This is a genomic window from Actinomadura sp. J1-007, assembly GCF_009793335.1.
Classification (GTDB): Bacteria; Actinomycetota; Actinomycetes; order Streptosporangiales; family Streptosporangiaceae; genus Spirillospora; species Spirillospora yumaensis.
Map to the genome: position 1 here is coordinate 796,354 of NZ_WING01000001.1, position 12,023 is coordinate 808,376.

General features: G+C 73.7%; 12 protein-coding genes. 3 read left to right on the plus strand and 9 right to left on the minus strand.

What is annotated here, in order from left to right; genetic code table 11:
• The first annotated feature begins 76 nt into the window (after positions 1 to 76).
• Both GEV43_RS03610 and GEV43_RS03615 read left to right on the plus strand, forming a co-directional pair.
• On the plus strand, positions 77 to 1,072 hold the full coding sequence (locus GEV43_RS03610) for a hypothetical protein (RefSeq protein ID WP_206681055.1): 996 nt from the start codon (positions 77 to 79) through the stop codon (positions 1,070 to 1,072).
• A 217-nt stretch (positions 1,073 to 1,289) separates the two neighbouring features.
• Positions 1,290 to 2,906 carry an AMP-binding protein gene (locus tag GEV43_RS03615; protein WP_160819473.1) on the plus strand — a complete coding sequence of 539 codons (1,617 nt, stop codon included), beginning with the start codon at positions 1,290 to 1,292 and terminating at the stop codon, positions 2,904 to 2,906.
• A 113-nt stretch (positions 2,907 to 3,019) separates the two neighbouring features.
• On the opposite strand, the gene GEV43_RS49330 is transcribed toward GEV43_RS03615, so the two are convergent.
• Genes GEV43_RS49330 through GEV43_RS03625 form a run of 3 tightly spaced genes read right to left on the minus strand, consistent with a single transcriptional unit; the run spans position 3,020 to position 4,658 of the window.
• Positions 3,020 to 3,163, minus strand: a complete 144-nt coding sequence (locus GEV43_RS49330; protein WP_241682768.1) for a hypothetical protein — start codon at positions 3,161 to 3,163, stop codon at positions 3,020 to 3,022.
• Positions 3,163 to 3,486: a zinc ribbon domain-containing protein gene (locus GEV43_RS03620; RefSeq protein WP_309239431.1), complete on the minus strand. Its 324-nt coding sequence runs from the start codon at positions 3,484 to 3,486 to the stop codon at positions 3,163 to 3,165. Before GEV43_RS03620 ends, GEV43_RS49330 begins: the two co-directional genes overlap by 1 nt.
• Positions 3,483 to 4,658, minus strand: a complete 1,176-nt coding sequence (locus GEV43_RS03625) for an acetyl-CoA acetyltransferase (RefSeq protein ID WP_160819474.1) — start codon at positions 4,656 to 4,658, stop codon at positions 3,483 to 3,485. Before GEV43_RS03625 ends, GEV43_RS03620 begins: the two co-directional genes overlap by 4 nt.
• 405 nt (positions 4,659 to 5,063) lie before the next feature.
• Between GEV43_RS03625 and GEV43_RS03630 the strand changes: the two genes are divergently transcribed.
• Positions 5,064 to 5,585: a flavin reductase family protein gene (locus GEV43_RS03630; protein WP_160824274.1), complete on the plus strand. Its 522-nt coding sequence runs from the start codon at positions 5,064 to 5,066 to the stop codon at positions 5,583 to 5,585.
• Between the two features lie 147 nt (positions 5,586 to 5,732).
• Here GEV43_RS03630 and GEV43_RS03635 read toward each other — a convergent pair whose 3' ends face one another.
• From GEV43_RS03635 to GEV43_RS03660, 6 genes are all read right to left on the minus strand, one after another.
• Positions 5,733 to 6,956 (minus strand): ROK family transcriptional regulator, encoded by a 1,224-nt coding sequence (locus GEV43_RS03635; protein WP_160824275.1) that lies wholly within the window; start codon positions 6,954 to 6,956, stop codon positions 5,733 to 5,735.
• On the minus strand, positions 6,956 to 7,717 hold the full coding sequence (locus GEV43_RS03640) for an ATP-binding cassette domain-containing protein (protein WP_160819475.1): 762 nt from the start codon (positions 7,715 to 7,717) through the stop codon (positions 6,956 to 6,958). Before GEV43_RS03640 ends, GEV43_RS03635 begins: the two co-directional genes overlap by 1 nt.
• Before the next feature lie 183 nt (positions 7,718 to 7,900).
• Positions 7,901 to 9,184, minus strand: a complete 1,284-nt coding sequence (locus GEV43_RS03645) for a sugar ABC transporter permease (RefSeq protein WP_160819476.1) — start codon at positions 9,182 to 9,184, stop codon at positions 7,901 to 7,903.
• An 11-nt stretch (positions 9,185 to 9,195) separates the two neighbouring features.
• Positions 9,196 to 10,011 (minus strand): ATP-binding cassette domain-containing protein, encoded by an 816-nt coding sequence (locus tag GEV43_RS03650; protein ID WP_309239432.1) that lies wholly within the window; start codon positions 10,009 to 10,011, stop codon positions 9,196 to 9,198.
• 116 nt (positions 10,012 to 10,127) lie between these two features.
• Positions 10,128 to 11,210, minus strand: a complete 1,083-nt coding sequence (locus GEV43_RS03655; RefSeq protein ID WP_160819477.1) for a sugar ABC transporter substrate-binding protein — start codon at positions 11,208 to 11,210, stop codon at positions 10,128 to 10,130.
• 430 nt (positions 11,211 to 11,640) lie between these two features.
• Positions 11,641 to 11,937 (minus strand): hypothetical protein, encoded by a 297-nt coding sequence (locus tag GEV43_RS03660; protein WP_164717170.1) that lies wholly within the window; start codon positions 11,935 to 11,937, stop codon positions 11,641 to 11,643.
• Positions 11,938 to 12,023: the final 86 nt, after the last annotated feature.

Consider the following 12,023-nt stretch of genomic DNA (forward strand, 5'->3'; position numbering starts at 1 on the left):
CGTGGACCACGCGGACGGCGTTCCCCGCCGGACGCTCCGCCGAGGGCCTGCTGAGGGTCTCCCCGAGGGCGACCTCGTGGTGCCGTCCAGCGCGGCCGACCGCGAGACCGCGCACGCGCTGACCGTCGAGACGCTGCGCGCCGCCGGGCTGGGCGCGAACGACCGGGTCGTGGTCGCGCTCAACAACGACGGCGAGCCGGTCGGCTCTCCCATCGCCAAGGCCGCCGTCGACGTCGGCAAGGCCGGCGCGTCGGTCGGCGCGCGCGGCCGGATGCGGCTGCACTCCGCCCTGGAGGGCGTCGGCGCCACCGCCCTGATCACCACCCCGACCGGGGCGATGGACTTCCTGGCGCGCCTCCACCTGGAGTTCCTGCTCGACCCCCTCGATCTGGAGCTGCGGCACATCTTCCTCGTCGGCGAGATCCCGTCGCCGAACGCGTGCGCGCAGCTCGCGAGCGAGTTCGAGGCGTCGGTCCGCGAGCTGTACGCCGATCCGTACCTCGGCGTGCCGATCGCCTACCGCGCGCCGTCCGACGCCGCGCTCACGCCCACCCGCGACGGCCTGCTGGGCCTCGCGCCGCCCGGCAAGGACGCCGTTCTCGACGCCCCGTACCCCGAGGGCCTCGCCGAACTGGTCGTGACCCCGGCGTGGCACTCGACGCTCGGCGGCACTACGCTGCGCACCGGCCAGGCCGTACGGCTCGCGGGCGGAGAGCAGGGCATCCCCGCGCCGGAGCACACGATCGGCGAGCACGTGCAGATCCGGGGCCGCTGGGTCTCGCTGCCGAAGGTCGCCGCGGCGCTCACCCGGATCGACGGCCTCAGCCACTGGGAGCTGCGGATCCGCCGTGAGGGGACGCTCGACGCCGCGGCCCTGCACGTCACGTTCAACCGGGACACGCTGATCAAGAACCCGATGTGGAAGTCGCGGATCGCGCAGGCGCTCTACGCCCTCACGCCCGTCTCCATCGACGTCGTGGTCGAGCCCGAGGCCCGCGAGGACAGGCGGCCCCCCACGGTCACCGATGAACGGGGCCACCACCTGGGCCGGGACCGCGCCGAACTCTCCTGATCCCAGCCCCGGTCCCCGACCAGCCGTCCCGTTCCGGCCGGTTCCGTGCCCCCGGGCCCGGTCCCGCAGCCCGTGGCCGTTCCACCGAGTCCCGTCCGCGCCGGCGTCTCGTCGCAGGGCGCGGGCCGCCGGGTCCGGTGGGCCAGGCGCCGCGGGTCGCGGGTCCCGCTCCGGGGCGGCGGCCCGTACGGACGGACAGTTCCCAGGAGGAGCATCGATGGATCTGCAAGCCGTACCCGCCTGGGGGACGATCCCGCGGATGCTGCGCGACCAGGCGTCCGGCCACGGCGGTGTGGAGGTGGTGGTCTCCGGCGACACCCGCCTGACGCTGTCCGCGCTGGCGTCGGCGGCGGCCGAGACCGCCCGCGCGCTGATGGCGCTCGGCGTCGCCCCCGGCGACCGCGTCGCGGTGTGGGCGCCCAACTCCCCCGAATGGGTCGTCGCCGCGTACGGGATCTGGGACGCCGGGGCGACGATCGCGCCGCTGTCGACCCGGTTCAAGGGCCTGGAGGCGGCGGAGCTGCTGGCCAAGGTCGGCGCCAAGGTGCTCCTGGTCGCCGAAGGCTTCATGGACACCTCCTACCTCGCGATGCTCGCGGACACCGCCGGGGACCCCGCCGGCGGGCGCCCCTACGCCGGGCTTCCCGACCTGTCCCACGTCGTCGTCCTCGGTGACGCGCCCGTCCCGCCGGGACGGCCGGGCGTGCTGTCCTGGGCGGACTTCGTCGCGGGAGGCGCGGCGGTCACGGCCGAGGCCGCGGAGGAACGGGCCGCGTCCGTCGGCCCCGACGACATCGCCTCGATCATGGCGACGTCCGGCACCACCGGCGCGCCCAAGGGCGTGATGCTGCACCACTCGCAGCTCCTGCGCGGGTACTGGGACTGGGCCGAGCTCGTCACGCTGCGGGAGGGCGACCGCTACCCGATCATCGCCCCGTTCTCGCACGGGTTCGGGATCAACGCGGGCCTGCTGGCCTGCGTGCTGCGCCGCGCCACGATGATGCCGGTGGCGGTGTTCAGGCCGGACGAGCTGATGGACCTCATCGAGCGCAACCGGGTCAGCGTCCTCGCGGGCGCGCCGCCGATGTTCTTCAAGATCCTGGACGAGCTGGACGGCCGGGACGTGTCGTCCCTGCGGGTCGCGATCTGCGGCGCCGCCGCCGTGCCGCCCGAGCTGATCCGCCGCCTGGTCGACCGCGTCGGCCTGGAGCGGATGATCAACGCGTACGGCCTGATGGAGGGCACGGTCGTGTCGATGACGCGGCCCGAGGACCCGGTCGAGGTGATCGCCGCGACGACCGGCCGCGCCGTCCCCGGGGTGTCGGTGCGGGTCGTGGACGACGGCGGACGGGACGTGCCGCCCGGCGAGCCGGGCGAGATCCTCGTCGGCGGCTACGGCGTCATGCGCGGCTACTGGCGCGACCCGGAGCGGACGGCCGAGGCCGTCGACCGCGAGGGCTGGCTGCACACCGGCGACATCGGCACGCTGGACGACGCGGGCAACCTCGCGATCGTGGACCGCAAGAAGGAGATGTTCATCGTCTCCGGCTTCAACGCCTACCCGGCCGAGATCGAGGGCCTCCTGCTGCGCTGCCCCGGCGTCGCGCAGGTCGCCGTGATCGGCATGCCGGACGACCGCCAGGGCGAGGCGGGCTGGGCCTACGTCGTCGGCTCCGCGTCCCCCGACGAGGTCATCGCGTGGGCCAGGGCCAACATGTCCAACTACAAGGTGCCGCGCCGCGTCGTCAAGGTCGACTCGCTTCCCCTCAACGTCAACGGGAAGCTCGACAAGCCCACGCTCCGCACATGGGCCGCCGAGTCCCTCACCGCCTGATCCGCCAGGCCCGCCCGCGGCCTGATCCGCCCAGACCGACCGCGGCCTGATCCGCCCAGACCGACCGCGCGCCCGTACGCCGATGGCCGTACGGGCGCGTGGGCGGTCCGCGGTCAGGCTCCGGCGGGACGCCACTGGACGAGGGTCATCGCCCCGCCCGCGCCGTCCGCCTCCTCCACGTCCGTGAAGACGGCCTCGACGGGGAGTCCGGGGCGCAGGACGGAGGGGTCGGCGCCGACGAGGCCGCCGTACATCATCAGGTCGTCCGGCTGGCCGTCGTTCCCCCGCCGCCCAGCCCGTCGTCGAGGCGGACGAGCAGCACCGGGAACGGCACCTCGTCCGCCATCGAGCGCATGAAGACCTGGTGGTTGACGATCCAGGAGTAGACGCGGGCCGTCCCGAGGGCGGGCACCCACGCGGACGCGCGGGAGCGGCAGCGGTTGCAGACGGCGCGGGCCGGGAAGCGCAGCGTGCCGCAGCCCTCGCAGCGCTGCACGGTCAGCTCGTGCCGCCGCACCGCCTCCCACCAGGGCGCGGAGTCGCGGTCGGGCTCCGGCCTCGGGCGTTGCCGCAGGCTCACGTGTCACTCCTGAGGATCAGCGCCGAGGTTCCGGCGAGGACGTAGCCCGGCTGGGCGGTCGACAGGGCGACCTCCGCGCCGGGCACCTGGCGGTCGCCGGCGGTGCCGCGCAGCTGCGCGACGGCCTCGGCGATGTGGTTGACGCCGTGCACGTACCCCTCGGACAGGAAGCCGCCGTGGGTGTTGACGGGCAGGTCGCCGTCCATGAGGGTCGCGCCGGACTCGACGTACGGGCCGCCCTCCCCCTTGGCGCAGAAGCCGTAGTCCTCAAGCTGGACGAGGACGGAGTAGGTGAAGCAGTCGTAGATCTCGGCGACGTCGATGTCGGACGGGCCGACGCCCGCCATCGCGTAGAGGCGGGGCGCGATGCGGGCGGCCTCGGTGACGGTGAAGTCGGTCCCGGACGGGCCGTTGCCCGCGCCGGAGAAGAAGCTGTCGCCGCCGCCCCACGCCGCGCCGGACACCAGGACGGGGGTGTGCCGCAGGTCGCGGGCGCGCTCGCGCGAGGTGACGACGACCGCGCAGGCGCCGTCGGTCTCCAGGCAGCAGTCGAGCAGGCGGAGCGGCTCGGCGATCCAGCGGGAGGCGAGGTAGTCGTCCAGCGTGATCGGGTCGCGCTTGAGGGCCCGCGGGTTCTTGACGGCGTTGGCGCGCTGCCCGACGGCGACGGCGCCGAGCTGCTCGTGGGTCGTGCCGTACGCGTTCATGTGCGCGCGGGCGTACATCGCGAACTGCTGCGGGGGCGCGAAGTAGCCGTACGGCGCCTGGTACTGCACGTCGAAGACCGGCGCCGGGGCGCGGCCGGTGCCGCCCATCCGGAACTCCGACCGCGCGTTGATCGCCCGGTAGCACACGACCGTCTCGGCGACGCCGGACGCGACCGCCATCGCGGCCTGCGCCACCACCGAGTGCGAGACGCTGCCGCCGCCGAACTGGTCGAGGTACCACGACACCTCGGGCACGCCGAGCGCGGGCGCGACCACCCAGGGCGGCGTCGAGTCGCCGACCCGGTGCGTGGCGAGCGCGTCCACGTCGTCCACGCCGAGCCCGGCGTCGTCCAGCGCGGCGAGGATCGCGTCCACCGCGAGGGTCAGCGTCGAGACCCCGGAGTCCTTGCTGAACGGGGTGTAGCCGACGCCGGCGACCGCCGCGCGGTCCCGGAAGCTGCCCACACGTCCTCCTTGTCCTGCACGCGTCCTGCTCCTGCCCGCGTCCGCGCCGGGCGCCCGCCCAACGAAACCGAGCAAGCGCTTGGCCGTTTCCAGGGTAGTCGGCGGGCCCGCGTCCGGTCAACGCGCCTCGGTCCGCGGACCGAGGGACGACCGGGACCTTCGGCCGAGATGGCGCCGAATCGGCCGATACGGGAATGACCATGCCCGACCAGGGGCTTCACTGGTCATGCGGGGCCGTACGGCGCACCGCCCGCTTGACACCTCGATTCGACCCGCCCTATCGTCCAAGCAAGCGCTTGGCTAAGAGAAGGGACGGGTCAGATGGCCGACGGTGCCACCGCAGCGGCCGCCGCGTACGTGAGCGACTCGGCCGAACGACCCCCCGGCCAGGGAATGGAACGCCGCATGCACGGATCGCCGAACGGCTCCCCAGCAACACCGGTCACCGACATCGACGGCGCCCGGTTCCGCTCGGTCCTCGGCAGGTTCGCCACCGGAGTGGTCGCGATCACCGCCATCGAGCCGGAGACCGGGCGCCCGACGGGCCTGGCCGCCAACTCGTTCACCTCCGTGTCGCTCGAACCGCCGCTCGTGGCGTTCTGCGTCGCCCACACCAGCACCTCGTGGCCCCGGCTGCGCCCGGCCGAGCGGCTGTGCATCAACATCCTGAGCGAGCCCCAGCTGGAGGTCTGCAAGCGGCTGGCCATCAAGGGCGGCGACAAGTTCGCCGACATCGAGTGGTCCGGCTCGCCGAACGGCAGCCCCGTCATCGAGGGCGCCCTCGCCTGGATCGAGTGCACGGTCGAGCAGGAGCACGTCGCCGGCGACCACGTCATCGTCGTCGCCCGCGTGCACGCCCTCGACAAGCACCACGAGGGCGACCCGCTGCTGTTCTACAAGGGCGGCTACGGCCGCTTCGACGGCTGACCGGCCCGGACGGCGGCCGTACCCCGCCGTCCCCACGACTTGCGGCGTGCCGCCGTTTCCTGGCGCCCACGACGACGGCACGCCGCAAACGAACGCCCCCGCGCTGCCCGCGCCGCCCGGCCCCGTTCACCGGCGCCCGGCGGCGGCTCACAGGACCGGAGTGTCCTCGGGGGCCTTCAACCGGGCGAGCACCTGCACCGGGTCGGCCAGGACCTCGGTGAAGGCGAACTCGGCCGCGCCGACGAGCGTGGTGTCGTCGCCCAGCGCCGCCGTCCGGAGCCGGACCTTCTCGCGGGACGCGGCCAGCGCGTTCGTCGCGAGGACGCTGCGGACCTGCGCGGCGGAGCCCAGGTAGACGTCGCGGAGCGTGCCGCCGAAGACGACCAGGCCGGGGTTGAAGACGTTGACGAGGTTGGCCACGCCGATGCCGAGCCACGTCCCGACGCGGTGCAGGGCCTCGCGGGCGACGATGTCGCCCCAGTCGGCCGCCTCGACGACGGCGCGGACGGCCTCGCGCCCGTCCGGGCCCTCCTCGCGCTCGGCGTGCGCGAGCAGGGTGCGCTCGCCGACCTCGGCCTCCAGGCAGCCCTGCGCCCCGCACGCGCACGGACGGCCGCCGGGGTTGACGACCATGTGGCCGATCTCGCCGCCGAAGCCCTGGTCGCCGCCCAGCAGCCGGCCGCCGACGATGATGCCGCCGCCGACGCCGACGTCGCCGTGCAGGTAGATGAGGTTGTCGCAGCCGACGCCCGCGCCGCGCTCGTGCTCGGCGAGCGCGCCGAGGTCGGCGTCGTTGCAGACCGCGACGGGGATGCCGAGGCCGAGGCGGCGCGACAGCGCCTCGCCGAGCGACAGGTCGCCGATGTCGAGGTTCGGGCCGAACATGATCGCGTCGTCCGCGCGCCGGACGATGCCGGGGAACGCCACGGCCGCCCCGACGCAGACCGCGTCCCGGCCCGCCTTGCGGACGAGGGAGCGGGCCGCGGAGACCAGGGCGGTCACCAGGTCGGACGCGTCCGCGCCGCGGTCGCGGGCGCCCTCGCGGCGGTCCAGGACCTCGCCGCCGAGGCCGACGCGGGCGACGACGAGGCGGTCCACGCCGACGTCGAACGCGAGCACGTACACCCGGGTGGACTCCGGCCGCACGACCAGGGACGGACGGCCCGCGCGGCGGCCCGGCTTGCGCGGCAGCTCCTCGCGGACGAGCCCGGCGGCGGTGAGGTCGGCGGTCAGCGCCATGATCGTGCTGCGGTTCAGGCCGAGGGACTCGGCGAGCGTCGCGCGCGACGCCGGGCCGCGCAGGTGCACGAAGCGCAGCAGCGCGCCGAGGTTGTGCCGCCGGATGTCCTCCTGTGACGGGCCCCCCTTCATCATCGGGGCAGCCCCAGGTCCCCGCTGCGGCCCGAGGTGATCAGCTCGACGACGTTGGTGTGCGTGACGTCGGCGGTGCGCACCTGCGCGACCATGCGGCCGAGGTACAGCGCGGCGATCCGGTCGGAGACGGCGAACACGTCGTTCATGTTGTGCGAGATCAGCACGACCGCCAGGCCCTGGTCGGCGAGCCGCCGCACGAGCTCCAGGACCTGCTGGGTCTGCGCGACGCCGAGCGCCGCGGCGGGCTCGTCCAGCACGACGAGGCGGCTGTCCCACAGGACGGCGCGGGCGATCGCGACGGTCTGCCGCTGCCCTCCCGACAGGGTCGAGATCCGCTGCCGCACCGAGCCCATCGTGCGGATCGACAGGCCCGACAGCGTCTTGGCGGCCAGCTCCTCCATCGTCGCCTCGTCCAGGACCAGGCCGCGCCGCCGCTCGCGGCCGAGGAAGAGGTTCTGGACGATGTCGAGGTTCTCGCAGAGGGCGAGGTCCTGGTGGACGACCTCGATGCCGAGCGCGGCCGCGTCGCGGGGGCTGCCGAGCCGTACCGGGCGGCCCTCGAACAGGTACTCGCCCGAGTCGTACGGGTGGATGCCGCCGATGCACTTGACCAGCGTGGTCTTGCCGGCCCCGTTGTCGCCGACGAGCGCCGTCACCTCGCCCGGGTAGGCCGAGAACGCGACATCGCGCAGGACCTTCATCGAGCCGAAGCTCTTGTCGACGCCTCGCAGCTCGAGCAGGGGTGTCGTCACAGACATGCCGAGGGCTCCCACCGTGCCACACCGCCGCCGCCCGCCAGGCGGTCGTGGCTGGTGAGCGTACCAGCCGCCGGGCCGCCGCCGCGCCCCGCGCCGCCGTCCCCGCCGGGCCGCGCGCCGCCTCCGCCGCCCCCGCCGCGCCGGGCCGGGCGGGACGGGCGGCGGGGTCGTGCGGCGGCACGGTCACCGCCCGGTGGCGGCGCGGCGGCGTCGGGCCAGGGCGTCGATGCTCGCGGCGAACAGCAGCACTCCCCCGGTGATGAGGAAGTTGGCGTACGCCTTGGCGCCGAGCAGGCCGAGCCCGTTGTCGATGGTGGCGATGACCAGCCCGCCGAGCACGGCGTCGCGGGCCTTGCCCTTGCCGCCGAACAGGCTCGTCCCGCCGATCACGGCCGCGCCGACGCCGAGCAGCAGCGTGGTGCCGCCGCCCGCGTCGGGCGTGATCGAGTTCAGCCGGGACGCGGCGGCGATCCCGCTGAGCGCGGCGAACGTGGAGGCGATCATGAACACCGACATCCGGATCCGGGTCACGTTGATCCCGGCGCGGCGCGCGGCCTCGGCGTTGCCGCCGACCGCGTACACGTGCCGCCCGTACGGGGTGCGGCCGAGCACGAACGTGCAGATGATGAGCAGCACGCCGACCAGCGGGACGCCCCACGGGATGCCGCTGATCACGATGAGCGGGCTCGGCGCGCGGTCCAGGCTGAGCACGTACGTGGCGACCAGCAGCGCCGCGGCGATCACGGCGACCTGGCCCGCCACGAGGACGAGGGGCCGGCCGACCAGGCCGCGCTCGCGCTGCCGCCGCCACCGCCAGAGCTGCGTCGCGGCGTACCCGGCGGCGCAGAGGACGGCGAGGGTCCAGCCGAGCCAGACCGGCATGTTCTTGTTGGCGAGCGCCACGATCACGTCGTCGCGCACGGGCACCGTGCCGCCGTCGCCGATCAGCCGCAGCGTGATGCCCTGGAGGCCGAGGAACAGCGCGAGCGTCACGACGAACGACGGGATCCGCACGACCGACACGAGCCAGCCGATCGCGGTGCCGATGACGATCCCGACGCCGATCGCGGTGATGACCGCGACGTACCAGGGCTGGCCGGCGTCCACCATCAGCTTGGCCATCACGGCGGCGCACACGCCGCTCGCCACGCCCGCCGACAGGTCGATCTCGCCCAGCAGCAGGACGAACACCAGGCCCATCGCGAGGATCGTGACCGGCAGCGCCTGCGTGGACAGGTTGGCGATGTTGCCCGTGCTGAGGAACGTCTCGGGCCTCAGCGCGGTGAACAGCACGACGAGCCCGGCGAGGCCGAGGATCGCCGGGACCGCGCCCAGGTCCCCGGACCGCACCCGGCTCCAGTAGTCGCCGACCGCCGCGCGCACGTCGTGCTCGCGCCGGTCGGCGGCGAAGTCCGAGTCCGCCAGCTTCACGGCGGCCTCCTTGCCCTCGGGGATGTTCGTGGACATCGAAGCCCCCATCAGATGTTCTCAGCGGCGGTGTGCGGCGCGAGCCCGAGGTCCCCGGACCGGCCCGCGGTGATCAGCTCCACGACCTGGCTCGTGGTGACGTCGGCCGTCCGCACCTCGGCGGCGACCCGGCCGAGGTACAGCGCGGTGACCCGGTCGGCGACCTCGAACACGTCGTTCAGATTGTGCGAGATCAGGCCCACGGCGTGCCCGGTGTCGGCGAGCCGCCGCACCAGGTCCAGGACCTGCCGGGTCTGCTGCACGCCGAGCGCAGCGGTCGGCTCGTCCAGGATGACGACCTTCGACTCCCACAGCGCGGCCTTGGCGATGGCGACGGTCTGCCGCTGCCCGCCGGACAGGCTCGCGACCTGCTGCCGGACGGACTTGACGGTGCGGACCGACAGGCGCGCGAGGGTCTCGCGGGCCGCCTCCTCCATCGAGTGCTCGTCCAGCACGATGCCCCGGCGCCGTTCGCGGCCGAGGAACATGTTCTGCACGATGTCGAGGTTGTCGGCGAGCGCGAGGTCCTGGTAGACGACCTCGATGCCGAGCGCCGCCGCGTCCCGCGGGCCGGTGACGCGCACCTCGCGGCCCTCGAACTCGATCCGGCCGGTGTCGACCGGGTGGATGCCCGCCACGCACTTGATCAGGGTGGACTTGCCCGCGCCGTTGTCGCCGACGAGGGCCATCACCTCGCCCCGGCGCAGCGCGAAGTCCACGTCGTGCAGGACGTGGACGGGCCCGAAGCTCTTGTTGAGCCCGGTGATGCGGAGGACGGGGTGGCCGTCGTCCGCCGGGGGCGTGTCTTCCACGTTCGTGTCTGCCACGTTCGTGCCTTTCGATGACGGCCCGCGGCGGGCCCCGGGCGCCCGCCCGGCCGGGCCCGGAGGCCGGCCGGGCGGGACGGGCGCCCCAGCGGCGCGGGGGCCGCCGCGGGGGTCGGTCACTGGATGCCGGCGGACTTGCACTTGGCCGCGTAGGCGCCCTTGCACAGGTCGGCCTGCTTGACGAACCCGTCGTCGACGACCTGCTTCACGCCGTCCTTGAAGACGCCGATCGGGTCGAGCAGCACCGACGGGACGTCCCGCTTGCCCTGCGGGTCGTTGACCTTCCCGGTGGCCTCGCCCTTCTCGCCCTTCAGCAGCGAGACCGCGAGCTTGGCGACCGCGTCGGTCTCCTGCTTGACCGGCTTGTAGACGGTCATGCACTGCGAGCCGTCCAGCACGTTCTGGAGGCCCTGGAGGCTCGCGTCCTGGCCGGTGACGGGCACCTTCCCGGCCTCGCCGTTCTTCTTCAGGATCGACACCGCCGCGTTGCCGACGCCGTCGTTGGCGGCGAGCACGCCGTCGATCTTGCCGCGCTGCTGCGTCCACATCTGCTCGAAGATCGTGGCGGCCTTCTGGTTGTCCCACTCGGGGACGGCCTGCTCGGCGACCTTCTTGTAGTTGGCGACCTTGTCCAGCACGCTGTGCGCGCCCTGCGCGAACAGCGTCGCGTTGTTGTCGGTCGGCGCGCCGTTCAGGTAGGCGATGTTGGCCGCCTTGTCGCCGAGGCACTTCTGGAGGCCCTTGCCGAGCTCCTCGCCGACCTTCACGTTGTCGAACGACACGTAGTAGTCGGAGACGCCGCCGAGCGTGAGCCGGTCGTAGTCGATCGTCTTGACGCCCTGCGACTTCGCCTTGCGCTGCACGGCGGCGGCGGAGTTGGAGTCCAGCCCGTCCACGATCAGGACGGTCACGCCGCCGGTGATCATCTGGTCGGCGATGGTCTGGAACCGCTGGGTGGAGCCCTCGGCGTTCTGGATGTCGTACTGGACGCCCGCCGCCTTGAACGACTGCTCCAGGAACGGCCGGTCGAAGCTCTCGTACCGGACCGAGGACTTGGTGTCGGGCAGGATCACGCCGATCTTGCCCTTGACCGAGCCGGAGCCGGTCTTCGCCTCGCCGGAGTCGTCGTCCCCGCAGGCGGCGGAGAGGGTGAGCACGGCCGCCGAGGCGACCGCGAGGCTGAGGATCCCCTTGCGCATGGCCCGGGTCCTTTCTGGGGGGTGATACGCCGCCGGTGACCGCGTTCGGGAACCATCCGGCGTGAATGTTGTGCCCCGCAACTTATGTCGCGCTTCGCGGCCGCGCCAGACCTGCGACCCGCCGGATTTGTTGTTGGCGGTAACAATCCCGTAACGCGTGATCAACCCGGACGCGACCTGGAGGCGGGGCCGTTCACCCACGCGGCGCCGCGTCCGGGCGGCGCGAGGGCCGCCGCGTCCATATGTTCGCCGCCTCAACATTCGCCGGTGGGGGCGGGCTCTCGAAGCCGCAGGCGCGGGAGCGGGCGCGGGCTGGAGCGAGCGCGAGCGCGCGGGGCGGGGGCTGCGGGCGCGGGGTCAGAAGGCGGGGACGTGATCATGCAGACGCCGGCCGGAGTGCGCCGGCGGCGTGCCGCATGACCACGGCCGCTCAGTGGACGGCGAGGACCAGCGCGACCCGGTCGGCCGCGGCGGCGGCGTCGCCCGTGGGCGCGATGCGCTCCGCCCACGACCACCAGTACCACCAGCCGTCCGCGCCCTGCTCCGCGAGGATGTTCTCCGTGAGGGCGGACGCGTCCGGGTTCATCACGTGCAGGCTGGGCGCCTGGCCGCGGGGCAGGGTGAGGCGCACCCGGAGACCCCGCTCGACCAGCTCGTCGCCGAGCTCTTCCAGATATTCGATCCCCGTCTTCACGGACGCGGCCGTTCCCGTATCGTCAGGCGTCATCCCCGATCCCTTGGACTTCGCGTGGCCCGACGACGGTCAGCCTTGCGCGCCGCCGGGGCTTGCGCAAGCACTTCGGGCAGGTCAGC